The 26,655-nt window shown below is 64.6% G+C and carries 33 protein-coding genes; 18 read left to right on the top strand and 15 right to left on the bottom strand.

Annotated elements, in window-relative coordinates; genetic code table 11:
- Positions 1-190 precede the first annotated feature (190 nt).
- The gene (gene clpA, locus AAFG50_RS24675; protein WP_011087911.1) at positions 191-2,599 is read left to right on the top strand and encodes an ATP-dependent Clp protease ATP-binding subunit ClpA; all 2,409 of its coding nucleotides are present in this window, start codon (positions 191-193) and stop codon (positions 2,597-2,599) included.
- A 70-nt stretch (positions 2,600-2,669) separates the two neighbouring features.
- On the opposite strand, the gene AAFG50_RS24670 is transcribed toward clpA, so the two are convergent.
- The 7 genes from AAFG50_RS24670 to AAFG50_RS24640 all read right to left on the bottom strand — a co-directional run bounded on the left by AAFG50_RS24670 (position 2,670) and on the right by AAFG50_RS24640 (position 7,863).
- Complete coding sequence (locus tag AAFG50_RS24670) at positions 2,670-3,128, bottom strand: PEGA domain-containing protein (RefSeq protein WP_028171539.1); 459 nt, start codon at positions 3,126-3,128, stop codon at positions 2,670-2,672.
- Positions 3,129-3,255: 127 nt separating this feature from the next.
- The gene (locus AAFG50_RS24665) at positions 3,256-4,677 is read right to left on the bottom strand and encodes an MFS transporter (RefSeq protein WP_028171540.1); all 1,422 of its coding nucleotides are present in this window, start codon (positions 4,675-4,677) and stop codon (positions 3,256-3,258) included.
- Positions 4,678-4,756: 79 nt separating this feature from the next.
- Positions 4,757-5,095, bottom strand: a complete 339-nt coding sequence (locus AAFG50_RS24660; protein WP_028171541.1) for a c-type cytochrome — start codon at positions 5,093-5,095, stop codon at positions 4,757-4,759.
- Between the two features lie 251 nt (positions 5,096-5,346).
- Positions 5,347-6,372 carry an aldo/keto reductase gene (locus AAFG50_RS24655; protein WP_028171542.1) on the bottom strand — a complete coding sequence of 342 codons (1,026 nt, stop codon included), beginning with the start codon at positions 6,370-6,372 and terminating at the stop codon, positions 5,347-5,349.
- A gap of 115 nt (positions 6,373-6,487) precedes the next feature.
- Positions 6,488-6,724 carry a hypothetical protein gene (locus AAFG50_RS24650; RefSeq protein WP_028171543.1) on the bottom strand — a complete coding sequence of 79 codons (237 nt, stop codon included), beginning with the start codon at positions 6,722-6,724 and terminating at the stop codon, positions 6,488-6,490.
- Between the two features lie 106 nt (positions 6,725-6,830).
- Positions 6,831-7,469, bottom strand: coding sequence for an HAD family hydrolase (locus AAFG50_RS24645; RefSeq protein WP_028171544.1), 639 nt, complete (start codon positions 7,467-7,469; stop codon positions 6,831-6,833).
- Between the two features lie 70 nt (positions 7,470-7,539).
- Entirely contained in the window at positions 7,540-7,863 is a 324-nt protein-coding gene (locus tag AAFG50_RS24640; RefSeq protein ID WP_131234181.1) for a hypothetical protein, read from the bottom strand.
- 190 nt (positions 7,864-8,053) lie between these two features.
- Here AAFG50_RS24640 and AAFG50_RS24635 point away from each other — a divergent pair, with 190 nt between their 5' ends.
- The 8 genes from AAFG50_RS24635 (at position 8,054) to AAFG50_RS24600 (ending at position 14,099) form a co-directional block, all read left to right on the top strand.
- Positions 8,054-8,221 (top strand): hypothetical protein, encoded by a 168-nt coding sequence (locus AAFG50_RS24635; protein ID WP_231166499.1) that lies wholly within the window; start codon positions 8,054-8,056, stop codon positions 8,219-8,221.
- Positions 8,222-8,308: 87 nt separating this feature from the next.
- Positions 8,309-8,557: a hypothetical protein gene (locus AAFG50_RS24630; protein ID WP_028171546.1), complete on the top strand. Its 249-nt coding sequence runs from the start codon at positions 8,309-8,311 to the stop codon at positions 8,555-8,557.
- 75 nt (positions 8,558-8,632) lie between these two features.
- Complete coding sequence (locus AAFG50_RS24625; protein ID WP_039184670.1) at positions 8,633-9,004, top strand: hypothetical protein; 372 nt, start codon at positions 8,633-8,635, stop codon at positions 9,002-9,004.
- Between the two features lie 10 nt (positions 9,005-9,014).
- Positions 9,015-9,941: a class I mannose-6-phosphate isomerase gene (locus tag AAFG50_RS24620; RefSeq protein ID WP_028171548.1), complete on the top strand. Its 927-nt coding sequence runs from the start codon at positions 9,015-9,017 to the stop codon at positions 9,939-9,941.
- Entirely contained in the window at positions 9,938-12,223 is a 2,286-nt protein-coding gene (locus tag AAFG50_RS24615; RefSeq protein WP_028171549.1) for a glycosyltransferase family 4 protein, read from the top strand. Before AAFG50_RS24620 ends, AAFG50_RS24615 begins: the two co-directional genes overlap by 4 nt.
- Before the next feature lie 34 nt (positions 12,224-12,257).
- Positions 12,258-13,556, top strand: a complete 1,299-nt coding sequence (locus AAFG50_RS24610) for a glycoside hydrolase family 130 protein (RefSeq protein ID WP_028171550.1) — start codon at positions 12,258-12,260, stop codon at positions 13,554-13,556.
- A 55-nt stretch (positions 13,557-13,611) separates the two neighbouring features.
- Positions 13,612-13,854, top strand: a complete 243-nt coding sequence (locus AAFG50_RS24605; RefSeq protein ID WP_028171551.1) for a hypothetical protein — start codon at positions 13,612-13,614, stop codon at positions 13,852-13,854.
- Between the two features lie 44 nt (positions 13,855-13,898).
- Positions 13,899-14,099 carry a hypothetical protein gene (locus AAFG50_RS24600; protein ID WP_011087899.1) on the top strand — a complete coding sequence of 67 codons (201 nt, stop codon included), beginning with the start codon at positions 13,899-13,901 and terminating at the stop codon, positions 14,097-14,099.
- A gap of 70 nt (positions 14,100-14,169) precedes the next feature.
- Here the strand turns inward: AAFG50_RS24600 and AAFG50_RS24595 are convergent, their stop codons facing one another.
- Positions 14,170-15,186, bottom strand: a complete 1,017-nt coding sequence (locus tag AAFG50_RS24595) for a TRAP transporter substrate-binding protein (RefSeq protein ID WP_028171552.1) — start codon at positions 15,184-15,186, stop codon at positions 14,170-14,172.
- Positions 15,187-15,225: 39 nt separating this feature from the next.
- On the opposite strand from AAFG50_RS24595, the gene AAFG50_RS24590 reads away from it, so the two are divergent.
- The 4 genes from AAFG50_RS24590 to tsaA all read left to right on the top strand — a co-directional run bounded on the left by AAFG50_RS24590 (position 15,226) and on the right by tsaA (position 18,113).
- The gene (locus AAFG50_RS24590) at positions 15,226-16,248 is read left to right on the top strand and encodes a lytic transglycosylase domain-containing protein (RefSeq protein ID WP_231166498.1); all 1,023 of its coding nucleotides are present in this window, start codon (positions 15,226-15,228) and stop codon (positions 16,246-16,248) included.
- Between the two features lie 255 nt (positions 16,249-16,503).
- A complete protein-coding gene (locus tag AAFG50_RS24585) occupies positions 16,504-17,244 on the top strand; it encodes an AzlC family ABC transporter permease (RefSeq protein ID WP_028171554.1) in 741 nt (246 codons plus the stop codon).
- Complete coding sequence (locus AAFG50_RS24580; protein WP_028171555.1) at positions 17,241-17,591, top strand: AzlD domain-containing protein; 351 nt, start codon at positions 17,241-17,243, stop codon at positions 17,589-17,591. Before AAFG50_RS24585 ends, AAFG50_RS24580 begins: the two co-directional genes overlap by 4 nt.
- 30 nt (positions 17,592-17,621) lie before the next feature.
- A complete protein-coding gene (gene tsaA, locus AAFG50_RS24575; protein ID WP_028171556.1) occupies positions 17,622-18,113 on the top strand; it encodes a tRNA (N6-threonylcarbamoyladenosine(37)-N6)-methyltransferase TrmO in 492 nt (163 codons plus the stop codon).
- Positions 18,114-18,235: 122 nt separating this feature from the next.
- Here the strand turns inward: tsaA and AAFG50_RS24570 are convergent, their stop codons facing one another.
- The 4 genes from AAFG50_RS24570 to AAFG50_RS24555 all read right to left on the bottom strand — a co-directional run bounded on the left by AAFG50_RS24570 (position 18,236) and on the right by AAFG50_RS24555 (position 21,429).
- Complete coding sequence (locus tag AAFG50_RS24570; protein WP_028171557.1) at positions 18,236-18,664, bottom strand: HIT domain-containing protein; 429 nt, start codon at positions 18,662-18,664, stop codon at positions 18,236-18,238.
- 60 nt (positions 18,665-18,724) lie between these two features.
- Positions 18,725-19,981 (bottom strand): GNAT family N-acetyltransferase, encoded by a 1,257-nt coding sequence (locus AAFG50_RS24565; RefSeq protein ID WP_028171558.1) that lies wholly within the window; start codon positions 19,979-19,981, stop codon positions 18,725-18,727.
- A gap of 228 nt (positions 19,982-20,209) precedes the next feature.
- Complete coding sequence (locus AAFG50_RS24560) at positions 20,210-20,956, bottom strand: glycerophosphodiester phosphodiesterase (protein ID WP_028171559.1); 747 nt, start codon at positions 20,954-20,956, stop codon at positions 20,210-20,212.
- 5 nt (positions 20,957-20,961) lie between these two features.
- Positions 20,962-21,429: a RidA family protein gene (locus tag AAFG50_RS24555; protein WP_008130072.1), complete on the bottom strand. Its 468-nt coding sequence runs from the start codon at positions 21,427-21,429 to the stop codon at positions 20,962-20,964.
- 247 nt (positions 21,430-21,676) lie between these two features.
- Here AAFG50_RS24555 and AAFG50_RS24550 point away from each other — a divergent pair, with 247 nt between their 5' ends.
- From AAFG50_RS24550 to AAFG50_RS24540, 3 genes are all read left to right on the top strand, one after another.
- Positions 21,677-22,522: a cell envelope integrity EipB family protein gene (locus AAFG50_RS24550; RefSeq protein WP_028171560.1), complete on the top strand. Its 846-nt coding sequence runs from the start codon at positions 21,677-21,679 to the stop codon at positions 22,520-22,522.
- 289 nt (positions 22,523-22,811) lie between these two features.
- On the top strand, positions 22,812-23,213 hold the full coding sequence (locus AAFG50_RS24545; protein WP_028171561.1) for a RidA family protein: 402 nt from the start codon (positions 22,812-22,814) through the stop codon (positions 23,211-23,213).
- 12 nt (positions 23,214-23,225) lie between these two features.
- Positions 23,226-23,624: an NUDIX domain-containing protein gene (locus AAFG50_RS24540; RefSeq protein WP_028171562.1), complete on the top strand. Its 399-nt coding sequence runs from the start codon at positions 23,226-23,228 to the stop codon at positions 23,622-23,624.
- A gap of 36 nt (positions 23,625-23,660) precedes the next feature.
- Here the strand turns inward: AAFG50_RS24540 and AAFG50_RS24535 are convergent, their stop codons facing one another.
- Entirely contained in the window at positions 23,661-24,068 is a 408-nt protein-coding gene (locus AAFG50_RS24535; protein WP_028171563.1) for an ACT domain-containing protein, read from the bottom strand.
- Between the two features lie 199 nt (positions 24,069-24,267).
- Between AAFG50_RS24535 and AAFG50_RS24530 the strand changes: the two genes are divergently transcribed.
- Positions 24,268-24,423: a hypothetical protein gene (locus tag AAFG50_RS24530; protein WP_165448163.1), complete on the top strand. Its 156-nt coding sequence runs from the start codon at positions 24,268-24,270 to the stop codon at positions 24,421-24,423.
- Between the two features lie 16 nt (positions 24,424-24,439).
- Here AAFG50_RS24530 and AAFG50_RS24525 read toward each other — a convergent pair whose 3' ends face one another.
- Complete coding sequence (locus AAFG50_RS24525) at positions 24,440-25,732, bottom strand: DNA polymerase IV (protein ID WP_028171564.1); 1,293 nt, start codon at positions 25,730-25,732, stop codon at positions 24,440-24,442.
- Positions 25,729-26,040, bottom strand: coding sequence for a DUF3572 domain-containing protein (locus AAFG50_RS24520; protein ID WP_011087883.1), 312 nt, complete (start codon positions 26,038-26,040; stop codon positions 25,729-25,731). The genes AAFG50_RS24525 and AAFG50_RS24520 overlap by 4 nt, the downstream gene beginning before the upstream one ends.
- A gap of 237 nt (positions 26,041-26,277) precedes the next feature.
- Between AAFG50_RS24520 and AAFG50_RS24515 the strand changes: the two genes are divergently transcribed.
- Positions 26,278-26,643 carry a response regulator gene (locus AAFG50_RS24515; RefSeq protein WP_007603272.1) on the top strand — a complete coding sequence of 122 codons (366 nt, stop codon included), beginning with the start codon at positions 26,278-26,280 and terminating at the stop codon, positions 26,641-26,643.
- The last annotated feature ends 12 nt before the right edge of the window (positions 26,644-26,655 follow it).

The raw sequence follows: 26,655 nt of genomic DNA, 5'->3' as shown, positions 1-26,655 counted from the left end.
GGAATTCTGCACCGGCGCCGATCCCGCCCAAATCGGAACGGGTTTTGCATCGAAAAATACCGCAGGTGGCTAGCTGCCGAGTCGCGGAACCGGTCTTTCGCCGCGGTCTTGTATAACTATATGTGACAAAGGTTGTTGTTGCCTGACCGGGCGAGGACGATCATGATGGTGGGGGCCATAGAGGACGCGAATGCCGACTTTTTCTCAAAGCCTTGAACAATCCCTGCATCGTGCGCTGGCGATCGCAAACGAGCGTCATCACCAATACGCGACGCTCGAGCATCTCTTGCTCTCCCTGATCGACGACTCCGATGCAGCCGCCGTCATGCGCGCCTGTAGCGTCGATCTCGACAAGCTCCGCACGAGCCTCGTCAACTATCTTGAGACCGAATTCGAGAACCTGGTGACGGATGGCGCCGACGATGCCAAGCCGACCGCCGGTTTCCAGCGCGTGATCCAGCGCGCGGTGATCCACGTGCAATCCTCCGGTCGCGAAGAGGTGACCGGTGCCAACGTGCTGATCGCGATCTTCGCCGAGCGCGAGAGCCACGCCGCATACTTCCTGCAAGAGCAGGACATGACGCGCTACGACGCCGTCAACTACATCAGCCACGGCATCGCCAAGCGGCCGGGCGTCTCCGAGGCCCGCCCCGTGCGCGGCGTCGACGAGGAGACCGAGACCAAGGGCAGCGACGACGCCAAGAAGAAGGGCGAAGCGCTCGAGACCTATTGCGTCAACCTCAACAAGAAGGCGCGCGACGGCAAGATCGATCCGGTGATCGGACGCAATTCCGAGATCAACCGCGCGATCCAGGTGCTGTGCCGCCGGCAGAAGAACAACCCGCTGTTCGTGGGCGAAGCCGGCGTCGGCAAGACCGCGATCGCGGAGGGCCTCGCCAAGCGCATCGTCGACAGCGAGGTGCCGGAGGTGCTGGCGGCTGCCACCGTGTTCTCGCTGGACATGGGCACGCTGCTTGCGGGCACGCGCTATCGCGGCGACTTCGAGGAGCGCCTGAAGCAGGTGCTGAAGGAGCTCGAGGCGCATCCCAACGCCATCCTGTTCATCGACGAGATCCACACCGTGATCGGTGCGGGCGCGACGTCGGGCGGGGCGATGGATGCCTCGAACCTGCTCAAGCCGGCGCTTGCCTCGGGCACGATCCGTTGCATGGGCTCGACCACCTACAAGGAATACCGCCAGCACTTCGAGAAGGACCGCGCGCTGGTGCGGCGCTTCCAGAAGATCGACATCAACGAGCCGACGGTGGAGGACGCGATCGCGATCCTCAAGGGCCTCAAGCCGTATTTCGAGGACTACCACCGGCTGAAGTACACCAATGAGGCGATCGAGGCCGCGGTGCAGCTCTCCTCGCGCTACATCCACGACCGCAAGCTGCCCGACAAGGCGATCGACGTGATCGACGAATCCGGTGCGGCGCAGATGCTGGTCGCCGAGAACAAGCGCAAGAAGACCATCGGCATCAAGGAGATCGAAACCACGATCGCCTCGATGGCGCGGATCCCGCCCAAGAGCGTGTCGAAGGACGATGCCGAGGTGCTCAAGCATCTCGAGCAGACGCTGAAGCGCACCGTGTTCGGCCAGGACAAGGCGATCGAGTCGCTCGCCGCTTCGATCAAGCTGGCGCGTGCCGGCCTGCGCGAGCCGGAGAAGCCGATCGGCTGCTACCTGTTCTCCGGGCCCACCGGCGTCGGCAAGACCGAGGTCGCAAAGCAGCTCGCGGCGTCGCTCGGCGTCGAGCTGCTGCGCTTCGACATGTCCGAATACATGGAGCGGCATACCGTGTCGCGCCTGATCGGCGCGCCTCCGGGCTATGTCGGCTTCGACCAGGGCGGCCTGCTCACCGACGGCGTCGACCAGCATCCGCATTGCGTGGTGCTGCTCGACGAGATCGAGAAGGCACATCCCGACCTCTACAACGTGCTGCTCCAGATCATGGATCACGGCCGGCTCACCGACCACAACGGCAAGCAGGTCAATTTCCGCAACGTGATCCTGATCATGACCACGAATGCGGGTGCTTCGGATCTGGCCAAGCAGGCGTTTGGCTTCACCCGCTCGAAGCGGGAAGGCGACGACCACGAGGCGATCAACCGGCAGTTCGCGCCGGAATTCCGCAACCGCCTCGATGCCATCGTCTCGTTCAGCCATCTCAGCGTCGAGGTGATCGGCACGGTGGTCGAGAAGTTCGTGCTCCAGCTCGAGGCTCAGCTCGGCGACCGCGACGTCACCATCGAGCTGTCCGAGCCCGCCAAGGCCTGGCTGGTTCAGCACGGCTATGACGAGCAGATGGGCGCGCGGCCGATGGCCCGCGTGATCCAGGAGCACATCAAGAAGCCGCTGGCCGACGAGGTGCTGTTCGGCAAGCTCAAGAGCGGTGGCCACGTCCGCGTCGTCCTGGTCAAGGACGAGGCCGACGAGACCAAGGAGAAGATCGGCTTCGAGTTCGTCGAAGGCCCGGTCACGCCGAAGCAGGAAAAGTTGCCCGGCGCCCGCAAGCGCCCGCCGGGCAAGCCCAAGCCGGGCGGCCCCGGCGGCTCGAAGGGGCCGACCTCCAAGGGGCCGCTGGTCAAGGCTTGATCGGCGCGTGATGAAATCGAAAAGGCCGGCTGTTCAGCCGGCCTTTTTGTTTGTGTCGCAGTGCGGGGCTTTAAGTGCCGGTGTCAGGCGCGGGTGCCGCAGGCGGCCGCGGTTTCTTCGGCGCGGTTGGCCGTGCGCGGGCGGGAGCGGACGGCTGCATCGTGACGATGACCGGATTCGGCTTGTGATCGGTTGCCGCGCCCGTCGCGGCATCGACCCCCATGCCGACGACACCGCCCAGCAAGAGATTGCCGGCAAAGCCGGCGGCGCCGCCGGTCTGTATGTCGCGGCTGAGCGGGACGATCTGCGGCTCGTAGCCGTCCTTCTGGAAGGTGATGGAGATGTCGGCGTTCCGCTTGACGACCACGGAGCAGGGCGTCGTGCAGGTGGTCGGAACCTCCATTCCGCTGACGACGGCTTCAACGCCTGAAGGTGTCGATGAGATGCTGATATTCTCGGTCGTGCCGCGCGTGACAGACGCGCAGCCGCCCAGCATGACGCTGAGCGCCACAATTCCAATTGAACGCATGAAATGCCCCTTGTCCCGTCCGCAGTGAAGCGCAACCAGGGCGGGAGGGCAATACGTCATTGGTCCAGATAGTTAAGCCACGCACCGGTTGTGCGGAGAAGGGGGGCGAACCTGCGCGTGGGCCGGTCTATTCGCCGCGCAGGCGCTGGTCGTCCTGCACGCGGACTTGCTCGGCGCCGCGCGCGCCTGCGGGCGAGAGCCGCAGCATGCTCAGCACCGCGCCGCAGAGCGCAAATCCGACGCCAGCGAGGAGCGCGACTCGGGTTCCGTCAATTGGATAGAGGCCGAGGAACAGCGCCACCAGCGCCGCGCCCGTGGTCTGGCCGAGCAGCCGCGCCGTGCCCAGCATGCCGCTGGCGCCGCCGGCGCGCTCGCGCGGGGCGGCTGCGATCATGGTGCGGTTGTTGGGGGTCTGGAACAGGCCGAAGCCGGCGCCGGCCAGCGCCATCCGCCAGATCACGTCGAGCGGCGTTGGCGCGGCAGGCAGGAGGGCCAGCGCGCCGAGCCCGCAGGCGAACAGCGTGAGGCCGATGCCGCCGAGCAGGCCCGCCGGATAATGCTCGACCAGGCGGCCGGCGAGGGGGGCCGCGAAGGCGATCGCGATCGGCCACGGCGTGATCAAGAGGCCCATATGCACGGCGGAATAGCCGAAGCGGCTCTGGAGATAGAACGGGATCGCGACGAAGGCCAGCATCTGCCCGCAGAACGACGCGATCGAGGTCGCGATCGACAGTGCGAACACCGGGATGCGCAAGAGGTCGACCGGCAGCAGCGGCGAGGCCATGTGTGTCTCGCGGTAGATCAGCAGCGCACCGGCGACGAGAGCGATGGCGAACTGGACGAGGCAGGTGAGCGCGGCCTCGCCATGGCCGACGCTGTCGATCGCGGCAATGCCGACGCCGAAGGTGATCGCGGAGAGACCCGCGCTCTGCCAGTCGAAGGAATGGCTCGCGGGCTTGGTGTGCGGCAGGCTGCGCAGGCCGAGCACCAGCGTCACCGCGCCGAGCGGCACGTTGATGGCAAACAGCCAGGGCCAGCTTCCGACCGCGAGGATGCCGGCCGCGAGCGTCGGGCCGACCGCGGCCGAGCAAGCGACGACAAGAGCATTGAGCCCGATGCCGCGGCCGAGCAGACTGCGCGGATAGGTGAAGCGCACCAGCGCCGCGTTGACGCTCATGATGCCGGCCGCGCCAAAGCCCTGGACGATGCGTGCGACCGTCAGCAGCGGCAGCGTATGCGCCAGCGCGCAGAAGGCGGATGCGAGCGTGAACAGCACGAGCCCGACCAGATAGACGCGGCGATAGCCGACGATCTCGCCGAGCGAAGCCAGAGGCAGCAGCGAGATGGTGATCGCGAGCTGGTAGCCGTTGACGATCCAGATCGAGAAGGCCGGGCTCGCGTCGAGGTCGGCCGCGATCGTCGGCAGCGCGACGTTGGCGATGGCGCTGTCGACCACCGCCATGATGATGCCGAGCGCAATGGTCAGGATCGCCTGGTTGCGCTGGGGCTGCGGCAGGCCGTCGGCATGCACTGTTGGGGCGGACGACATGGTAATCGTGTTCGGTTGAGGCGCAGTTGCTCGTTCGCAACTTGATCCGACCCGGGATGGTTCCAGCCAAAGCCGATGGCTATTTCGGCTTCTGCGGCTCCTGAATCGCTCTGAGGTAGTTTACCACGGCCTCGGCGTCGTCGCGGCCGAATCGAAACGTCGGCATGAAGCGGTGAATGCTGCTGTAGCCGTCCTGAAGGCGCTGCATGAAATCGGGATCGTAGAGCTTGTTCTCGCCGAGGCGGCGAAACGGCGGCGCCACCTTGTTCGGGCTCGTGCCGGTCTTGCCGACCGCGTGGCACCGCGAGCACATCCGCTGCAACAGTGCTTCAGCGTGCCGCTGCTCGAAGTCCGTGGCTTGACTACCGGTGCTCCGTAGCACGGCAACGGCCAGCAGGGCCGGCGCGAACCTCTTCATCGAGCATTCCCCGTCATTCTCAGCGCGAGTTTGCCTTGCTCCAGACGTAGAGTGCGATCAAAACGATCGTTACCACTGTCGAGAAGATCAGAATGCGGCGATCCCAATCGATCCTCTCTCTCTCACCCTTTCTGAAAGTGAGGGCCGTAAACAGGGCCTTCATGGCAAATCGGCGCATCGGAAGCCTCGCGAGGGCCGTACGATGCCACGGCCGACGCGAGCGGGCTTGATGCAGCTCAAGCCCGGGCGCGCTACACCGCCGGCGGATTGCGGTCGGTGAAGGTCGTGCGCTGGTGCCAGTAGGGATAGGGCAGCGTCACCTTGCTCGCAGCATCGAGCTTTGCGATCTGGTCCTTGGTCAACGACCAGCCGACCGCGCCGAGATTTTCGCGCAGCTGCGTCTCGTTGCGCGCGCCGATGATCAGCGTCGAGACCGTCGGACGCTGGAGCAGCCAGTTCAGCGCAATCTGCGAGACGCTCTTTCCCGTCTCCCTGGCGACCTCGTCGATCGCGTCGACCACACGATAGACGTGCTCGTCCGGCACGGGCGGGCCGAAATCGGCAGTCTTGGGCAGGCGGCTGACCTCGGGCTTCGGCTGCCCCCGGCGGATCTTTCCAGTGAGGCGTCCCCATCCGAGCGGCGACCAGACCACGGCGCCGATCCCCTGGTCGAGGCCGAGCGGCATCAGCTCCCACTCATAGTCGCGGCCGATCAATGAATAGTAGGTCTGATTGGCGACGTAGCGCGGGAAGCCGTGCTTGTCGGAGACGGAGAGCGACTTCATCAGGTGCCAGCCTGAAAAGTTCGAAACGCCGACATAGCGGATCTTGCCGGCGCGCACGAGCACGTCGAGGGTGGCGAGCACCTCTTCAGGCGGGGTGAAGGCGTCGAAGCCATGGAGCTGGAACAGGTCGATGTAGTCGGTGCCGAGCCGGGCGAGCGAGCCGTCGATGGCCGCGAGCAGATGCTGCCGTGACGAGCCGATATCGTTGGGCCCGTCGCCGAAGCGGAACGTCGCCTTGGTCGAGACCAAAACCTTGTCGCGGCGGCCCTTGATGGCTTCGCCGAGAACACGCTCGGACTCGCCGAGCGAATAGACGTCGGCGGTGTCGAACATCGACACGCCGGCCTCGAGACAGATATCGAGAAGGCGGCGGGCTTCGCTCGCGTCCGTGGTGCCCCACGCAGCGAGGCGGCCGACGCCGCCGAAGGTGCCGGTTCCAAGACTCAGAGCGGGCACCATGAGGCCTGACCGGCCCAAGCGTCGGTATTCCATCGATATGCTCCTCGGCTGGCCGCTGGTTGATCGATGCGGCCTTGGCGCCGAAGTTAGCGCAAGCGAGCGCCTTGTCCTATCGCGCAGTCACATACCGGCCTTGCTCGGGAACGCTCTAGTCGTGCCGAAGCATGTCGTCGAACGCGGCATCGACGACGCGCTGGCCGACGGTTTCCACTGAAGCCTGCGTCTTGATTGCTGCTGCGACAGAGGGCGTGCAGGCGAGCTCAACGGTGCGCGCCTGCCGCGGCAGGAACGCAAGGCTCCAGCCCACCACGACCAGCGCCGCGAGCCGGATCGCGATCATGCCCAGCAACAGCTCGGATCCGCTTGTCGTGGCGTGAGTCCTCATGCGTGCCAGCCTGATGCAGGCTGCCAACCAAGACAATCTGGAATTGCCGAGCGCTGCCTTCGCTCAGGACGAAGGCTTGCGGTGATGGCGGACCGGGATGGGCGTCCTACGCCAGGCAATGGCCGAGCAAGTCCGGATGCGCGGCACAGATGTGATGCGCGCCGGCGTCCCGCAGCTCGGCCTCGCTGCCATAGCCATAGAGCACGCCGATCGCGGTCATGCCGTTGGTCCGGGCGCCGACCACGTCATGGCTGCGGTCGCCGATCATGATCGCACTGGTGGGATCGACCCTGGCTTCGTCGAGGGCGTAGCGGAGCAGGTCGCGCTTGTCGACGCGTGTGCCGTCGAGCTCGGAGCCGAACACGCGTTCGAAATAGGGCTTCAGGCCGAAATGATCGACGATGCGCGTGGCGTAGACCGCGGGCTTGCTGGTGGCGACGAACATGCGCGGTGTTGTCGCGGCCAGCGTCGCCAAGGTGTCCGTGATGCCGGCATAGGCCTCGTTTTCGAACAGGCCGATATCGGCAAAGCGCTCACGATAGAGCAGCAGCGCCCGGTCGGCGAGCTCGTCGGTGCCCGTCAGCTTTTTCAGGCTGGCATGCAGCGGAGGCCCGATGCACCAGGTCAGCTTGTCCTCGCTCGGCACCGCGAGATTCAAGCGCTCAAGCGCGTATTGGATCGAGCGGGTGATCCCAGGCTTCGGGTTGGTCAGGGTGCCGTCGAGATCGAAATAGATTGTCATCATCAATGCGGAACCGGCGTGGAGACTGCCGCCCGTTGCTAATTGGATCGGGCCTCAAGTCAAGACCCTTGCATCATGCCGTCGTGCGCATTCGACGATCAGAATGCAGCGCGACCAAGCTGAATAATGCCTGGCGGCGCTGAGCTTGTTCCGGACAATGCAATCTCCCGGTATGCGTCGGTCGGCACAGGCTGCGGAGAGGTTCAGGAAGGCGGCGCTCGCGGACAGATTTGGCGAGGAAACCAGGAGCAATCTCGGATCCGGCGCCGTCAGCCGTCTTGTTGCCGCGGCATTTCAGACAATTCGAAATGGTTGGTCCGTCGAAATCGCGTTCGCTGATGTCGCGCCCCGTTATAAAGCTCGCTATTGGCGGGACGTAAGCGTAGAGTCGCGTCATCACCGCCCTTCCCACGGCTTCCATCGGTGACTGAGGGTCACGAGCGCTCCCGCCGAACGAGGAAGAGCGTGCATGCCTCGATTTCGTCTGGCCGACTGGATCGTGCCGCCAGTGATCGTCCCGATGTTTCTACTGCTTCTGGTGGCTGCGGCGGCTTTTCTGCGTGGATAGGACGCCACTGCAATATCTGGTGAGCGCGCGCGATCAAAGCGGCTACGTCAGCTTGGGTCGCACCACAACGGCTGCTGCTTTGAAGAAGGCGAGGGAGCTGTTGCAGGAAGGCTATCTCGACGTGCGGATATGCACACCGCAAGGCCGGATTCTGCTCTCCGATGAGTTCGACCAGTTCGAGGCATGAGGTGACGCCTGCGGTTCGTCACATGGCGCGCCTGGGTCCATCGCAAGAGAATGCCTCGTGTGAACGCCGCCCCGGAAAGGTATCTGGATGAAAACGCTCCTTGTCGTATTGACGCTCGGCGCATTCGCGCAAGGCGCTATCGCCGGTGAATCTGACTGCCGCGAGATCGAAAGCACGAGCGGACGGCTCGCCTGTTACGACGCCGCGTTTCCTCCGAAGGTGAAGAAGTCCATTGCCGTGGAAATCGACATATCTCGGGCCCCATACAAGGATCCATTCGTTGCGGAAGAGGCCCGAACCGCGGCGAAGCTGAAGAATATCTGTCGCGGTTGTTGAGGCTTGTAACCAGGCAGCGCGGGCGTGGCAGCGGGCTGACGGCGTGAACAAGCGCCATTAACGGGAGGATCTGTCATGTCACTTAAACAATTTGGCGTCGATGACGGGCCACATACCATGGACGGGCTGCGACTGAGCGCGCGGGATGGCGCTAAGCCGGTCGAGGCGTTCATTGGCCGCAAGGTGATGGATATCTGGGTCGCCTCGGTCGCGCATCGTGTCGGCAAACAAAGCCTGTTCCGTGGTCAGTACAATGCGCTCGGCAAACTGAATCTTGCGTCGATCGAGCGCATCGTCAGTGCAAAGTACCAGCTTGGAGTCACGCTCAACCGCCAACACCCGTTTGTCGAGGTTCTGGTCTCGGACATTGAGGAAAGTGGTGAGGCCCTTGATCTGAGCGAGCTCGTGCGCGAGCCGTTGCCGCCGGCATTCCATCGGCTGGCTTGAGCCGGACAGGATGACCATCGAGCATGCCGCCGTCGAGATCGCCCGCAAACCCTGGGGCCGCGTCGATCTGCGTCCCTGGAGCAGCATCGACGCTTCGGCTGATCCGGTCGGTGAGTTGCGGCTTGGGCGTATCGACAAGCGTGCGCCCAGCCCGGCGCTCCTGCTCAAGCTGCTGTTCACCAGCCAGCCCTTGTCGATCCAGGTTCACCCGAATGACGAATTCGCACACGCCATCGGCTTGCCGAACGGGAAGACGGAGGCGTGGTACATCCTGTCGGCGCCGCCGGGCGCGCGGGTTGCGCTGGGGTTGAAGCGGAAACTCACGCCGCAGGCATTGCGCGCGGCAATCAGGGACGGCTCGATTGCGGGCCATGTGCAATGGCGTCCTGCCGCGCCAGGCGACGTCATCTTCGTTCCCGGCGGCACGATCCACGCCATCGGCGCCAATATCGTGCTCGCCGAGATTCAGCAGCAGAGCGATACGACATTCCGTCTGTTCGATTTTGGCCGGCAGCGCGAGTTGCATGAGGACAGTGCCGTGGCCGCCTCCGATGCCTGGCCGCCGCCAACGCAATTGCCTCCGCGGCGTCTCACCGACGGTCGTACGGTTCTCGTCGCGAGCTCGCCTTTCGTGCTCGAGCGGATCGATCTTCAAGCCAATTCGCATTGGGAGCTCGATACCGATCGGGAAGCCTGGCTCCTCGTGATCGACGGGAAGGGGCGCATCGGACGGGCGAACGTGACCGTCGGAGAGGCCATCTTCATTGAGGCCGACAGCGCCGGTATCGACATTGGCCCGAGCGGGATGAGCATGCTGCTCGCCTATCCGGGACCGGATCCCATCGCATCCTTGCTGCAGGATTGTACGGGACTGACGAAAAATTCCACCGCCGCCCAGGCGCCGACATCAAGTGAAATCATCGAGGTACCGACATGACGCCGCTCCACCGTATCGCCGTCATCGGCAACTCGCTGCCTCGCCGATGCGGAATTGCAACCTTCACGACCGACTTGCACAAGGCGATCTCGATGTCGCGTGCGGATCTGGAGACCAGCATCGTGGCGATGACCGATCCCGGTCAGGCCTACGACTATCCTCCGGCGGTCGCTTTTCAGATCAAGGACGGCCATATCGACGACTACATGCGCGCCGCTGATTTCCTCAATGCCGGCCGGTTCGACATCGTGTGCCTCCAGCACGAATTCGGGATTTTCGGCGGCGAGGCCGGCGCCCATATCCTGGTGCTGTTGTCGCGCCTCACCATGCCGGTCGTGACGACGTTCCATACCGTGCTGGCGCGTCCGACGGCCAAGCAACGCGCCGTCGTGGAGCGTATCGTCGACGCGTCGTCGAAGGTCGTGGTGATGGCCAACAAGGGCCGGGAGCTGTTGCGTGACGTCTACCTGGTGCCGGACGACAAGATCGAGGTAATTGCGCACGGCATTCCCGATGTCGCATTCGTCGGGTCCGACGCAGCGAAAGCCAGACTCGGATTTGCGGGAAAGTCGGTCATTCTGACCTTCGGCCTGCTATCGCCCAACAAGGGCATCGAGGTCATGATCGACGCCATGCCGTCGATCATGAAGCGCTGCACGGACGCAGTCTACGTCGTGCTCGGCGCAACGCACCCGAATCTGGTTCGAGACCAGGGCGAGGCCTATCGCGAGGGCCTGATGGCGCGGGTGCGTGAACTTGGCATCCAGGATCACGTGGTGTTCCTCGATCGGTTCGTCGATCTGGCAACGTTGCTCGAATTCATTTCGATGTGCGACGTCTATGTCACGCCCTATCTCAACGAGGCCCAGATGACGTCGGGGACGCTAGCCTACAGCTTTGGGCTGGGGAAGCCGGTGGTCTCGACGCCGTACTGGCACGCCCGCGAGTTGCTCACTGAGGGATGCGGAGTCCTGGTGCCGTTCGGCGATGCCGCCGCGATCGGCGGCGAAATCGCAAACTTGCTCACCGACGACGTGCGACGGCAGGCGATGTCTCGGCGCGCCTATGCCGCGAGCCGAATGATGACGTGGGAATGCACGGCCGAGCGTTACATGTCGGTCTTCGAGACGGCACGGCACGGTCACCGGCCCAGGGTGTTTGCGCGCTCCGACATGGGCTTGCCGGGACTGCGTGGCCCCGCGCCGCCGGATATGCAGATCGGCCACTTCCTGTCGATGTGCGACGATGTCGGCCTGCTCCAGCATGCGGTGCATTCGGTGCCCGATCGCGCGCACGGCTATTGCGTCGACGACAATGCCAGAGCGTTGCTGCTGGCCTGCGCCCTCAACAATCCGGGCGAGCAACCGCTGTCGGAGGTCCTGACGGCCCGCTTTGCCGCCTTTGTGCAGCACGCGTGGAACCCCGACACCGGGCAGTTTCGCAACTTCATGGGCTTCAATCGCACCTGGCTTGAAGACAGGGGCTCCGAGGACAGTCACGGGCGGACCCTCTGGGCCTTGGGTGAGGCGGCGCGCACGGACGCGAGCCCGGCGCGGCGCCGGTGGGCTGCGGCCTTGTTCGCGCAGGCATTGTCGATCGCGGAGAGCTTTCGTTCGCCCCGCGCGTGGGCCTTCATGCTGCTGGGTTTGGACGCCTACTGCGCCGTGGCGCCGGACGATCTCCACGCCAGGGAAGTCCGGCATTCCCTTGCCGACAGGTTGATGTCCTGTCTGGCGTCGGTGGAGACGCCGGACTGGGTGTGGTTCGAGGAGGGGCTGGCCTATGACAACGCGCGATTGCCGCAGGCCCTGATGCTCGCGGGCATGGCGACGCAAACGCCTCAATATATCGATGCGGGATTGCGGTCGTTGCGCTGGCTCATGACGCAACAAACGACCGCGGCAGGTCAATTCCGGCCGGTCGGCACCTCTGGCTTCGGCGAGCAGCGGCAGCATCCCCGTGCCTTCGACCAGCAGCCGGTGGAAGCAACGGCGACGATTGCGGCCTGCCTCACGGCGTGGCGTGCGGATGGCGATGCCGAATGGAAGGCCATGGCAACGCGAGCCTTCGCCTGGTTTCTCGGCAGCAATGATCTCTCGGTGGCGCTGGTCGATCCGCTCACCGGCAGTTGCCGCGATGGCTTGCACCCCGATCGCGCCAACGAAAACCGCGGGGGCGAGTCGGTCGTTTGCTATCTCCTCGGCCTTGCCGAGATGCGTCAGCTTGCGCGCGTCAACGCGAGCCTGACAAGGCCGATCGCGTTGCGCGCCGTGGGCGCCTGAACTTCACCTTCCCACCTAGCGAGCCGAGGATACCGTGTCACAACCTTCCTTCCTGAACCGGCAGGGACTTCATCTGCGCCCCGATCCAGCGCGGGTCATCGTGCGGCCGTTCAAGCCGGCGACCGAACCGCGCGATCTCAATCCGACCGACAAGATGCGCGCAAATCATATCGTCGAGCGGGTTCTCGCACTTAATTCGGAAGCCGTTGCGGCCCAGCTCGCGGACGTCCTCGATAATTTCGAGGGCCGACATCGGAACCTCCTGGAGAGGTTCGAGGCCCGCGCCGACGATATGGAGGATGCTTTCGCAACGCATGGTATCTTCTCGAAAGCCCAGCGCCAGCTGATCGGCGCCTATTTTCTCAGCGAGTATTCGTTCGAGGCCTCAGCCTTGTTCAATCCGAGCATCGTACCGCACCCCGATCAATCCGGTAGCCCGGAGGGCGGCAAACGCTTCATCCTCAGTCTCCGGGCGATCGGCGAAGGGCATGTGTCGTCGCTGACGTTTCGAACCGGAACGATCGCGGCTGAGGGGAGCCTGACCGTCGATCCGACGGCTCGCCTTGCCTCGGTCCCGCGGATCAGCCATCGCGCATCCGGCCCGGACGGCGACCGGGTCGAGCTGACGTTCAGGCCCGAGGAAGATCTCAGCGAGCGTGTCATCTTTCCCGTGACCGAATCCCAATCGAACGGCATCGAGGATGCGCGCTTTGTCCAATTCAGCGACGGCGATCGGAAGACCTATTACGCGACCTACACGGCCTACAGCGGGCGGGCGATCCGGTCCGAATTGATCGAGACCAGCGATTTCATGTCGTTTCGACTGACGCCTTTGCGGGGCGCTGCGGCCCACAACAAGGGCATGGCGCTGTTCCCGCGCAAGATCGGCGGCAGCTATGCCATGATCGCGCGACAGGACAATGAGAACCTGTATCTGGTCTATTCGGACGACCTCTCCACATGGGAAGGCGGCCGGGCCCTTCTGAAACCGCAGTTTCCCTGGGAGTTCGTCCAGATCGGCAATTGTGGGTCGCCGATCGAACTCGACGAAGGCTGGCTGCTGCTGACGCATGGTGTCGGCCCTATCCGGAAATACTCGATCGGAGCGGCGCTGCTCGACAAGCACGATCCATCCAGGGTGCTGGCGCGTTCGAGCGAGCCGCTGTTGCGGCCTGAACCGTCCGAGCGCGAAGGGTATGTCCCCAACGTCGTCTATACCTGCGGCGCGATGAGGCACAATGACCAGATCATCCTGCCATATGCCGTGTCGGACACCTTCTCCAGTTTCGCAACGATCAGGATTTCCGCGCTCATGGATGCGATGCGACGCTGAGCGTTCGCAGTCGTTGACGTCACTTCCGTTTGCCAACAGGGTCAGAGGAGCCGTCATGGTTCGCCAAACAACCTACGTCGTGCAGGCGTTCAATGCCGGCAAGGGCGGGAATCTCAAGGCCGACTCTCCGATCGTCTGCAAATCGGAGAGCGGCGCGCTGCGAACGGCGGAGAGACTGGCCTTGAGCAAGCTCGGTGTCGTTGCGTTCTCGTCCAGCGGCGATGCCGAAATGGGTGACTATGACGATGAGCCGACGGTGTTTTTCCGGAAAGGCGAGATTCCGGCCGGCTTCGACTAAAGTCCCTGGTTGCGATCGAGAAGATACTTTTCAGAGGAGCCTACATGAGCGAGCGACTTGAAACCCTGAAGAAGGCCCGCGATCGCATGATCGAGGACAGAGACGCGCATGCGAAAGTGCTGGCCGCTCCCTTTGTGCGCGACACGGCCGAGCGGGCGCGCAACAAGTTCGTCGAGATTCAGGCGCTGATCGACGCCCTCGACCGCGCCATCAGCGGCGAAAGCCTGGTGCCCGTCAAGAACTGAGGCAGCGCAACGGGAAATCAGCCGACATCTCGTCGCAGGGGAGCGGTCGCATGCCGATGGCTGCGACCCCTTATTGCTGTCTCGCCCATTCGACGATCGCCGCCGCATCCGCGCCGGCCTGGGTCTCCCAGGTGGCGATCGTGTCCGTCGCGGCGTTGCGGAGTGCGGTGACGAGGGACGGCGGTGCGGGCTCGGCGATGTTGACGCCGTTGTCGCGCATGCGCGCATAATTCTCGGTCGTGCGATGGGCCAGCAGCGCGAACTGGCTCTGCTCGGTCTCGGCCGCAGCCGCCATCACCTCGCGCTGCATCGGCTCGGACAGCTCCGCGAACGCCTCGCTGCGGACGAAGGCGATCGAGACCGGCATCGCATAGTTGATGGCCGTGAAATGCGGCAGGAAGTCCCAGAGCTTGCGTCCCGCGCCGCCGTCGCCGGAGGTGAGGAACGCGTTCAGCTGGTGCTCCTTCAATCCGGCGAGCGCTTTGTCCATCGGCAGGAACTGCGCATTGGCCCCGGCCGCGCGCATCACCGCGCTGGAACTGGCGTCATAGGCCCGCAGGTTCAGCTTTGGCAGATCGTCGGCGCCTGCGAGCGCATGATCCGACCAGAGGCCCGTCGCCGGCCAGATCGTCAGATAGAGCAGCTTGAGACCGCGGGCGGCGAACGCCTTTTCGTAGAGTGGGCGTGCCCGCGCATTGGTGGCGCGAGCGACGTCGACCGATTGCACCAGGAAGGGCAGGGTAGAAAGGGCGAGCACCGGGTCGAGGCCGGACAGTGCGCCCGCAAAGGCATCGCCGCCGGCGATCCGGCCGTCCAGCGCCGCGCGCGGCATCTCGCCCGAATTGATCTTGAGCTCGTTGTCGAAGGCGTTGGCCACGGTCACGAAACCGTTGGTGCGCGCCGCGACGCGGTCGGCGAAAGTGGTGAGGCCGATCCCGGAAATGTTGCTTTGCGGATATTCCGTGGTCATCCGCCAGTTGACTTGCGCCATGGCCGGCGCGGCGGACAGGACCAGGGCGGCGAGGGCAAGGATCGCGCGGATCCGTTTGGCGGGGAAACGCATTGGGAGAAGCAGGTCAGGCAGCATATACTGGCAACTCGTCGAACCATGGCACGATGCCACAACATGGCGGATCATCTTCTCGCATGCCGCGCCGGCGTGCGCCACAGCGATGCTTGGGCAGTGTTGGCGCGAATTGCATCACTCGCCGTTGCCGTGCTGCTGACCTCTGCGACAGAGGTCGCGGCAGGGGACAGCTCGCCCGCGGGGACCGACGTCGCGGTGCCGAGCGTCGAGGAGCTGGCGACGCCGCCGCAGAAGCCAGCGGATGCGCGCGAGAGCGACACGCGGGAGTCCATCTGCCTGATCGTCGAGGCGGCCGCGCGGGACGCCAACCTGCCGCTGGAATTCTTCGCCCGCGTGATCTGGCAGGAGAGCCGATTCCAGGCCGATGCGGTGGGGCCCATGACGCGCAGCGGCGAGCATGCGCAGGGGATCGCACAGTTCATGCCGGGCACCGCGAGCGAGCGCGGGCTGCTTGACCCGTTCAACCCGGTTCAGGCCTTGCCGAAATCGGCCGAATTTTTGAACGAGCTGCGCAACCAGTTCGGCAATCTCGGGCTTGCGGCGGCCGCCTACAATGCGGGGCCGCGCCGCGTCCAGGAATGGCTGGCCGGTACCGGCCCGATGCCGGAGCAGACCCGCAATTACGTCTATGCCATCACCGGTGCGACGGTGGATGCCTGGGCGAAGGCCGGCGGTACCGGCAAGGGCCCGCCGAGCGCGCCGCCGACGAGCTGCCGCGATCTCATGGCCCTGTTGAAGCGCGCGCCGAATCCGTTCGTCGCCGAGCTCGAGCAGCATGTAGAGCTGGCCGCCGCGAAGATCTGGGGCGTGCAGCTCGCCGCCGGCTTCGACCGCAACAGGGCATTGGCGATGTATTCCCGCGCGGTCACGCGGCTGAGCGCGGTGATCGGCGAGCGCGACCCGAGCCTGCTGAGTTCGGTGATGCGCAGCCGCGGCACGCGCGCGTTCTACCAGGTGCGCATCGGCGCGGATACGCGCAGCGAGGCGGATGATCTCTGCAACCGCATCCGCAAGGCTGGCGGTGCCTGCTTCGTGCTGAAGAACCGCGGTGTGAGCGGGTAGGGCAACTCTCTCCCGCCGTCATTCCGGGGCGCGCCCCTTGGCGCGAACCCGGAATCCATTGTTCAACAATCTCTGCGGCCTGATGGATTCTCAGATGCGCAATTGCGCATCATAGCTCGCGACTTCGTCGCGCCCCGGAATGACGGCGGCGGGTGTTGGCCGTGCGCATGCCAGCTCCGCCGCGCGGTTCCTTGACGCGGACCGCCGCATTGCCCGTTATGCAGGCACGATTCCGTAACCCCAGCCGGCCGTCCCGTGGCGCTTCCTCCGCTCGATTCACCTCAATGGCAAAGTCCTTGGCGCGCCTTTGCGTGGGGGCTGCGCTCGATCACGCAGACGATCCTCACCATCGTGCTGTTCGTGACCTATCTCGGCATCGGCGCGCTCGCCCACGACACCCATTTCAGCCTGCTCTGGGCGCTCTGCTCGACGCTGTTCGTCTGGGCAGGCCCCGCGCAGATCATCCTGATCACGACGCTCGGCTCGGGCGCGACCGTCATCCAATCGGCGATCGCGGTGACGGTCAGTGCGATCCGCCTCTTTCCGATGGTGGTCTCGGTGCTGCCGCTGATGCGCACGCCGAAGACGAAACGGCGCGAGCTGGTCTTCGCCGCGCATCTCACCGCCGTGACGCTCTGGGTCGAATGCCACCGCTTCCTGCCGCAGGTGCCGCGCGAGCGGCGCATCGCCTTTGTCCACGGGCTCGGCTGTGGCCTGGTCTCGGTGTGCCTCACCGCCAACACGGCCGGCTATTTCCTCGCCGCCAACCTGACGCAGACGCTTGGCGCCGCGATCCTGCTGCTGACGCCGCTGTCCTTCCTGTTCTCGACCGCGCGCAACAGCCGCGAGGTCGCCGACGTGGTCGCGCTGGCGCTCGGGATTCTGCTCTATCCGCTGGCGGCGAAGATGAACTCCGGCCTCGACATCCTCGTCAGCGGCGTGGTGGCCGGGTCGATCGCCTACGGCGTGCATTGGTGGCGGGAGGTGCGCGCATGAGTTTCGCACAGCTCATCGGCGACTGGCATGCGCTCGCAGTCCTGTTCGTCGCCGGCGTCGTGCCCAACCAGATCTGGCGCATGCTGGGCCTGTGGTTCGGCGGCGGTATCGACGAGGGTTCCGAGCTGCTGGTCTGGGTGAGGGCGGTCGCCACCGCGATCCTGGCCGGCGTTATCGCCCAGATTGTGGTCGAGCCGCCGGGCGCATTGGCAAGCGTGTCCGATGTCCTGCGCTACGGCGCGGTCGGCGCCGGCCTCGTTGTCTTCCTGCTGACCCGCCGCTCGATCTTCGCGGGCGTTGTCACGGGCGAAGTCTTCATGCTGGCCGGCACGTGGTGGTTGGGCTAAAACCTTCGCGAACAGCAAGGAACTGGAAATATGGTTCGCGAAAACGAGCTCCGCGAGGGCGAGGTCGCCATCGAGCTGCCGCCCGCAGAGGATGCCGGCCTCGTCTTCATCGGCCGCATCCGCACGCCCTGGACGTCGCGGCTGGAGACGCCGCGGCAGGGGCGGCACGACGGCCCGATCTGCCGCCTCGAGATCTTCGAGCCGTTCGTGCCGGCCATCAAGGGCGTCGACTTCTACAGCAATCTCGAAGTGCTCTACTGGCTCGACAAGTCGCGCCGCGACATCATCCTGCAAAGCCCGAAGAACAACGAGAAGACCCGCGGCACGTTCTCGCTGCGCTCGCCGGTCAGGCCCAACCCGATCGGCACCTCGATCGTCAAGCTGGTCGGCATCGAGGGCAATGCCATTCTGGTGCGCGGGCTCGACTGCATCGACAACACGCCGCTGATCGACATCAAGCCCGACCGCTGCGAGTTCACGCCACTGGCCGCGCCGCAAGCCGGGGATTTCCAGACGGAGTAGTCGTCATTCCGGGGGCGATGCGAAGCGTCGAGCCCGGAATCCATCGGGCCGCAGAGATCGTCGTGAAATGGATTCCGGGCTCGCGCCAAGAGGCGCGCCCCGGAATGACGATGTGGAGAAAGTCAGCCCGCCTTCAGCGCCGCGATCAGCTTGGTCGCGTTCTCTTCCAGCACCTTGACGTCTTCCTTGCGGCTCGCGGGCGGCAGCATCGCCACCCCGTCGTGGCGCGGCAAGACGTGCATGTGCAGGTGAAACACCACCTGTCCGCCGGCCGGCTCGTTGAACTGTTGCACGGTGATGCCGTCGGCCTTGAACGCCTTCATCGCCGCGGCGGCGATCCTGTGCGCGCCGCGAGCGACATGGGCGTAGTCGTCGGGCTTGATGTCGAGGATGTTGCGGGCAGGGGCCGTCGGGATCACCAGCGTATGGCCCGGCACCCGCGGCATGATGTCGAGGAAGGCGAAGACGTGCTCGTCCTCATAGACCTTGTGGCAGGGAAACTCGCCGCGCAGGATCTTTGCGAAGATGTTGTTGGCGTCGTAGGCGGTCATGGCAGCTCCTCGGCGGCTCCTCGGAATTTTGCGCTTACTGTCACCAGCCGCATCGAACCGTCAAGGCGCCTCGTCGGCGCCTTTCCGGAACGGGCCGAGCTCGGCCAGCTCCCGTCCGGCCTCGGCGACATAGGCGCGCTCGCGCTTGAGGTAATCGTCGATGGCGCGGCGCAGGCCCGGATCGGCAATGAAGTGGGCGGAATGGGTCGTCTTCGGCAGGTAGCCGCGCGCGATCTTGTGCTCGCCTTGCGCGCCGGCCTCGACGTGTGTGAGGCCGCGGGTGATCGCGAAATCGATCGCCTGATAGTAGCAGACCTCGAAATGCAGGAACGGATGATGCTCGACCGCGCCCCAGTTGCGGCCGAACAGCGTGTCCGAGCCGATGAAGTTGATCGCGCCCGCGATCCAGCGGCCATTGCGGCGCGCCATCACCAGCAGCACGTCCTCGCTCATGGTCTCGCCGATCAGCGAGAAGAACTCGCGCGTCAGATACGGACGGCCCCATTTGCGCGAGCCGGTCTCCATGTAGAATTCGAAGAAGGCGTCCCAGGCCTCCTCGGTGATGTCTTTTCCGGTGAGCCAGTGGATGGTGATGCCGGACGCGAGCGCGTCGCGGCGTTCGCGCTTGATCGATTTGCGGTGGCGCGAGTTCAGGGTGGCGAGGAAGTCGTCGAAGCTCGCAAAACCCTCGTTGTGCCAGTGGAACTGCTGGTCGGTGCGCTGGAGGAAGCCGTGCCCGGCGAGCAGCTTCCACTCCGCCTCCCGCGCGAAGGTGACGTGCACAGAGGAGGCCTTGCTGACCCCGCACAGCGCCACCAGCCCGCTCGCCAATGCCTCCATGATGCGCTCGCGGTCGACACCGTCGCGGACCAGCAGCCGCGGCCCGGTCGCCGGGGTGAAGGGAACCGAGACCTGGAGCTTGGGATAGTAGCGCCCGCCGGCCCGCTCGTAGGCGTCAGCCCAGCCGCGGTCGAAGACGTATTCGCCCTGCGAATGCGATTTCAGATAGCAGGGCACGACGCCGGCAACGCGGCCGTCGATCTTGGCGACCAGATGCCGGGGTCCCCATCCTGTGCGGATCGTTGCCGAACCCGATTTCTCGACGGCGGAGAGAAACGCGTGCGAGACGAACGGGTTATAGGCAGGCTTTAAGAGACCGGCCGAATCGCCTGGAAGCCCGGATGAGGATCCCTTGCCATGCCCGTTGCAAGCCTTTTCGATAAGAGCCTTGCCGGGATTTGCGCAGGCGTCCCAATCTTCGGGCGACACTTCGCCAATAGACGGTACGGCCTCGAGCGTGATTTCGGTTGATGCCATCGTGCCCAAGATCGTGCATTGCAGCAGCGACTTCAAGAGGGCGGGAACTGAGGTGTAGATGCAAACGCGGTATCAGCGATTGTGCAAAGATCTATCCCGAGTCGTCCTGGCGATAGCCAGGACCCATACCCACAGAATTTGGTTTGGCGATGACTCGGAGTTGCAGCTTCGGGCCACGACTCCTCCCTGGGGTAATGGGTCCTGGCTTTCGCCAGGACGACCCTAGGGCTACGGCACGAACCCCTCGAAGATCATCTGGTCCGCGTATTGTCCGACTCGCGTCCGCTGCTCCGGCGTCCGCACGGTCCAGCCGAGCAGGGCGCAGCCGAACACATTGCGGGCGATCCAGGGGGCGGGTGCCGGGAGGTGGTCGACCTTGAAGGCGACGAAATGCGGCTGGGTCTGGAAGCCGTGGCGCAGGTACAGCATGCTGTCGCGCTGCGCCGCGGTCAGCTTGGCCCAGTACTCGTCCTCATAGCTCCGCTGCGCGACGATGCCGCGCGGGCGAGAGGGCAGCAGTTCGCGCAGCGCCAGCACCTGGTCGGGATCGAAGGACATGCCGACCGCGGGGCCCTGATAGGACGCCAGCACCTCGGCCATCCGCTTCACCAGCTTGCGGTCGCCGCCAAAATGGCTCTTCACCTCAATCACCAGCGGCACCCGGCCGCCAACCATGGCGCAGAGGTCGGACAGCGACATCATCCGCTCGTCCGTGTCCTTGAACCTGATCGCCCTCAGCTCCGCCGCGGTCCTCTCGATCACCTCGCCGGTGGCCTCGGTGAGGCGGCCGAGTGCATGGTCGTGATGGACCATGGCCTCGCCGTCGGCCGAGAGCTGGATGTCGACCTCGATCGAGAAATTGCCTGTGATCGCAGCCTGGACCGCGCCCGGCATGTTCTCGACGATTCCGCGGGAAATGTCGTGCAGGCCGCGATGGGCGACCGGCCGGGCTGTCAGCCAATCAGGGGCGCGCATTCGCGTCAGGCGACCTCGAACACACCCTCGACCTCCACCGCCGCATCCGCGGGCAGCGAGGCGACGCCGACGGTGGTGCGGGCATGGCGGCCCTTGTCACCGAAGGCGGCAACCATCAGGTCGGAGGCACCATTGAGCACCTTCGGCCCGTCGAGGAAGTCCGGCGCCGAGTTGATGAAGCCGCCGAGGCGTACCACGCGGACGACCTTGTCGAGATCACCCAAGGCCGCCTTGACCTGGGCCAGCAGGTTGACGGCGCAGCCGCGCGCGGCCGCGGCGCCTTCTTCGATCGAGACGCCGGCACCCAGCTTCCCCTTGGCGATCAGCTTGCCCGCGGGATCGAAGCAGACTTGGCCGGAGACGAACAGCAGATTGCCGGTGCGCACGAACGGCACGTAGTTGGCCACGGGGGTGGGCGCCTCGTGCAGCTTGATACCCTGTTCCGCCAGTTTCTGCTCGACCGTGCCCGCCATCTTCGACCTCGTTGTCCAAAAATCATCCACCCCGGGCGCGTCCCATCGGCGGCCGGGCGCGCCCTGTTTCGCCCATCGTGCCGCCACATGCAAGCAACCCCGGCGGGCTGCGTTTTGTTGAGGCAGGGCAGGAGGTTCAGGGCGAGGGCCGCAACTTTACGTGAAACGGCCTCAGTTGCGACGCAATGGAACGGTCATTAAAATGTCGAATCTGCGCTTCCCAAGGACGCATCTTCAAGGAACAGACATGATGCACCTTTTCCGGACTTCGCTCGGTGTGATGGCGCTCGCGGCGGCCGCTTGTGGCCCCGGCGGCGGGGCGCTGGCCGCCAACGGTCCGTTCCTCGCGCATCAGGCGCTCTATGACCTCAGCCTCGTCAAATCGCGTTCCAATTCGGTCAACAGCGCGCGCGGCCGCATCCTCTACAATTTCACCGGAAGCTCCTGCGAGGGCTACACCTCCGAATTCCGCCAGGTCTCCGAACTCGACAGCGGCGAGGGCAAGATCACGCTCAGCGACCTCCGCTCCAACTCCTGGGAGGACGCCGCGGGAAAAAGCTACCGCTTCAAGATCGAGACGCGGATGAACGAGGCCGACGCCGGCCGGGTCGACGGATCGGCAGAGCGCGACGGCGACCACATCAACGTCAAGCTGAAGCTGCCGGCGCCGAAGAGCTTTACGCTCGACGGCAAGATCGTGTTCCCGACCGAGCAGATCCAGCGCATCATCGCCGCCGCCAAGGACGGCAAGTCGCTGCTCGAGCTGTCCGTCTATGACGGCTCCGACGACGGCCAGAAAGTCTACAACACGCTGACCGTGATCGGCCAGCCGATCCCCGCCGACCGTGCCTCCTCGACCGATCCGTCCACCACGGACGAGCACATGAAATCGCTCAAGCGCTGGCCCGTCACCGTCAGCTATTTCGACCGCGACGCCCAGCAGAAGGAAGGCGAGCAGACGCCGATCTATGCAATGGCGTTCGAGCTCTATGAGAACGGCGTCTCGCGCCAGCTCGTGCTCGATTACAATGATTTCGTCATCTCGGGCGCGATGGGCAAGTTCGACGTCAAGGACAGCAAGCCCTGTAATTGAACGTCGATCGTCATTCCGGGGCTCGCGAAGCGAGAACTATGGTGCGCAATTGCGCACCTGAGAATCTCGAGATTCCGGGTTCAGTCCTGCGGACCGCCCCGGAAGGACGGCGAGAGTTGTTTGTCGGCTCTCACTCCGTGTCGTCATTGCGAGCGCAGCGAAGCAATCCAGAATCTCTCCGAGGAACGATTCTGGATTGCTTCGTCGCAAGAGCTCCTCGCAATGACGGGCTGGCCCTCAGCTCCCTCTCCCGCTACGCTCTCTCCCAACACAACTCCGGGAGCCCCCCATGCCCAAGCTCGATCATCTCCGCCCCAGCGGCCTGCACCACAATCCGGCCTATTCCCACGTCGTCACCGCCACGGGCGCGCGGACGATCTACATCTCGGGCCAGGTCTCGACCGACGAGGAGGGGCGGATCGTCGGCGAGGGCGATATCGCCGCGCAGACGACGCAGGTGATGCAGAATCTCGGCCTGGCGCTGAAAGCTGCCGGCGCGAGCTACGCCAACATCGTCAAGATCACGACCTTCGTGGTGAACTACAAGCCGGAACTGCGCCCGATCATCGGCAAGGCCCGCTCCGCCTTCTTCGAAGGCATGGAGCCGCCGGCCTCCACCCTCGTCGGTGTCTCCGCGCTCGCCGCGCCGGAATGGCTGATCGAGATCGAGGCGGTGGCGGTCGCGGATTGAGGTGCGGACGGAATGACTTTGCAGAATTCCATTCGGATCGCTGCTGCATTGATGAGCAGGAGCGATGGGCGCGTCCTGCTGGTCAGGAAGAAGGCTACCGAAAGCTTCATGCAGCCCGGAGGAAAGATCGAGACCGGCGAGCATCCGCAGGACGCGCTGAGGCGCGAATTGTCGGAGGAGCTCGGGATCGATATCGATCCGAGCGAGATGACCTATGTCGGGCGATACACTGCGCCTGCCGCGAATGAGCCGGGCCGGCAGGTCGATGCGGAAGTTTTCCGCATCGTCATTGCGCATCCGGTCGCTCCGGGAGCCGAGATCGAGGAGATTCTCTGGCTCGATCCGTCCACGCCCGGAGCTGTCAAACTCGCGCCTTTGACGCGGGACAACCTACTTCCGCTGTGTTCGTGAATCCCGTAGCCCGGATTGCGCTTCGCTCCACCCGGGCTACGAGTGCTTCGCTTTGGACATCTCCCGCAGAACGGCCATCGCCTCATCGGCCTGGTCGACAGCCACAAAGAGATGGTCGTGGTGGAAGGCCGAAACGGCATTCACGCTGATGCCGGCTTCGGCCAGTCGCGCCGTGATAGCCGCCAGAAAGCCCACCGCATCGAGTGCGGAGTGAACTGTCAGCGTGATCAGGCGCGATGCAAACGCGTAGCGTAAGCCTGATGCCTCGGCTTCTTCGCGTCGGATCACCAGCGTCGTTCCTTCCTGCTCGCGGAACGTCAGCAGTGGGTTGACCGCTGCGGGAATGGGCTCGTTGGGCGGGATCGTGCAAAACACGAAGGCGCCGGGCTGCATCTCCGGCTTCATGTTTCTCAACAGCACGCTGAGGTCGCGTTCGCCTGTCACGGTGCCAGCTCCTGGGCGGGCGGGATCGTTTGAGCCCTTGCGAAGCTATCGGCGCCTGAAGCCGTTGGAGTCACGGTCAACATACCTTTGTATATCTCTTCCAATCTTTCTCATACGCTGACCTTACGCTGGTACAATTGAGCGACGGCGGGAGATTCTTACAATTTGAGTCCACTCGGGTCACTGCGAGGAAGCTCAAATGAACGTCATCATTCGAAAGCTCAACGGCCTGTGGCACCTCGTCGTCGGGTCTTGTCAGATCCGAACTCCGTTCCTGGAGACTCAGGATCGGCAGTTGGTCGTTCAGTATGCCCGGCGCGTCTATCCGGGTGCGCGGATCTTCGAACGCGACTGAATTGAGCAGGACAAGATCACTCCTGCTGTCCTGTTTCGGGACCATCATACGCGATGCCACGAATGACGGCGGAGTTGCCGAACTTCTTGCGCAGACTGTCCACCGCGCGCTCGGCGTGGGCGGCGCGGCGGTCGAGCATGTCGGTGTCGTCGGCGGGCGAGCCTTCGCGCAGCGCGCTGACGCCGGCGCCCATCAGGCGGAAGGCGGTGCCGTCGATTTCCCTGGCCAGCATCTCGCGGCAGATCGAAAAGATCTTTGCGGCGAGCTGCGTTGGCGCTGCGATCGACTGCGAGCGCGTGCGCTGGCGGAAGTCGGCGGTCTTCAGCTTCAGCGTGACGGTCGAGCCGGCAAGCTCGCTGCTCTTCAGCCGCGACGACGTCTTCTCGCAGAGGCGCCAGAGAATCTTCTCCAGCGTCGCGAAATCGCGGATGTCGGTCTCGAAGGTGGTTTCGCTGGAAATCGTCTTGGCGCCCCGATCGGGCTCGACGCGGCGGTCGTCGATGCCGCGGGCAAGCCGCCACAGCCGACGGCCGTCGCTCGGAAATTGCCGCATCATCTCGATCTCGTCGGCCTTCTGAAGATCGGCGATGATGCGGAAGCCGCGTTGCACCAGGCGTTCCTGCGTCGCAGGACCGACGCCGAAGATGAAGCCGACCGGCCTCGAAGCCAGCATCAAACGCGCTTCCTCCTGATCGAGTGCGGCAAAGCCGCGCGGCTTGTCGAGGTCGGAGGCGATCTTGGCCAGGAACTTGTTGCAGGAGAGGCCGACCGAGACGCTGATGCCGATGTCGCGCTCGATGTTGCGGGCAAACCGCGCCAGCACCTTGGCCGGGATCATGCCGTGGACCCGCTCGGTGCCGGAGAGATCGAGGAAGGCCTCGTCGATCGAGAGCGGCTCGACCAGCGGCGTCAGCGCCTGCATGGCCTGGCGTACCTCGCGGCCGACGCGGACGTATTTCGCCATGTCGGGACGGATCACGATCGCGTGCGGGCAGGCATCGAGCGCCTTGAACATCGGCATCGCCGAGCGCACGCCATAGGTGCGTGCGATGTAGCAGGCGGCCGACACCACGCCGCGCTTGCCTCCGCCGATGATGACGGGCTTGTCGGCGATGTCAGGATTGTCGCGCTTCTCGACCGTCGCATAGAAGGCGTCGCAGTCGATATGGGCGATGGTCAGGCTCGAGAGCGCGCGGTGGCGGACGAGGCGAGGGGAACCACAAGCCGAGCAGCGCCGCACGCCCATATCCAGATCGACCAGGCAATCCCGGCAGAAGCAGCGGGGCCCGGCCGGGTCGGAGACGGTCACGGCACGTCGCGCTCCCAGGTCCGGTCGCCGAGCGCGTCGCCCAGCACCTGCCGCGCCGCGGCAACGTTGGTCGGATGCAGCTCCGAGGCCGTGGCAAAGGCCTTCACGGTCGCGTCATCGCGCAGCACGAAATCGAGTACGCTGAGGAGGAAATTGGGGTCCGAGGCGGCGTTCCGAAGGGTCTCCGGGCCGACACCTGTCTCGGCCAGGAACAGGCCCAGCCGCTCGGGCTCGCCCGCGACAAAGGACAATGCCTGAATCGCAACGATTTCAGCGACTTCGCGGGGGTTGTGAACAGGCTTTTTCAAGGGCCCAGTTTGCCTTTCCGTTAACTTTCAGTGTCTACTTTGGAATATGCCCGAGTCTCGCGACTGAGTCTTGCGACGCCCGACAAGCAACTGGAAACCACATCGCAGAAAGTGGCCCCTCGGGTTTAACGAAACTAGAGCGAATCTGAGGCTAGTTTGAATCCAGTTTTCGAAGCGCCGGGGAGCGGCGCCTGAGGCGTCACATGTATCGGGCTTCGTGCCAATCAGGAGGACGGGATGGCTAAGACCGTCCTGATCGTGGAAGACAACGAGCTCAACATGAAGCTCTTCCGCGACCTGTTGGAGGCGCACGGTTACCAGACCACGGGCACCAGCAACGGCTACGAGGCGCTGGATCTCGTTCGGAAAATGCGGCCCGACCTCGTGCTGATGGATATCCAATTGCCGCAGGTCTCGGGCCTGGAGGTGACGCGCTGGATCAAGGACGATCCGGAGTTGCGCTCCATTCCCGTCGTCGCGGTCACGGCCTTCGCGATGAAGGGCGACGAAGAGCGCATCCGCGAGGGCGGCTGCGAAGCCTATTTGTCCAAGCCGATTTCGGTCGGCAAGTTCATTGAGACGGTCCGGCGTTTTATCGGATAGGAAGTGAGTTCA

It is taken from the genome of Bradyrhizobium sp. B039 (genome assembly GCF_038965675.1).
GTDB lineage: Bacteria > Pseudomonadota > Alphaproteobacteria > Rhizobiales > Xanthobacteraceae > Bradyrhizobium > Bradyrhizobium diazoefficiens.
This window is presented reverse-complemented; position numbering and strand designations above follow the sequence as displayed.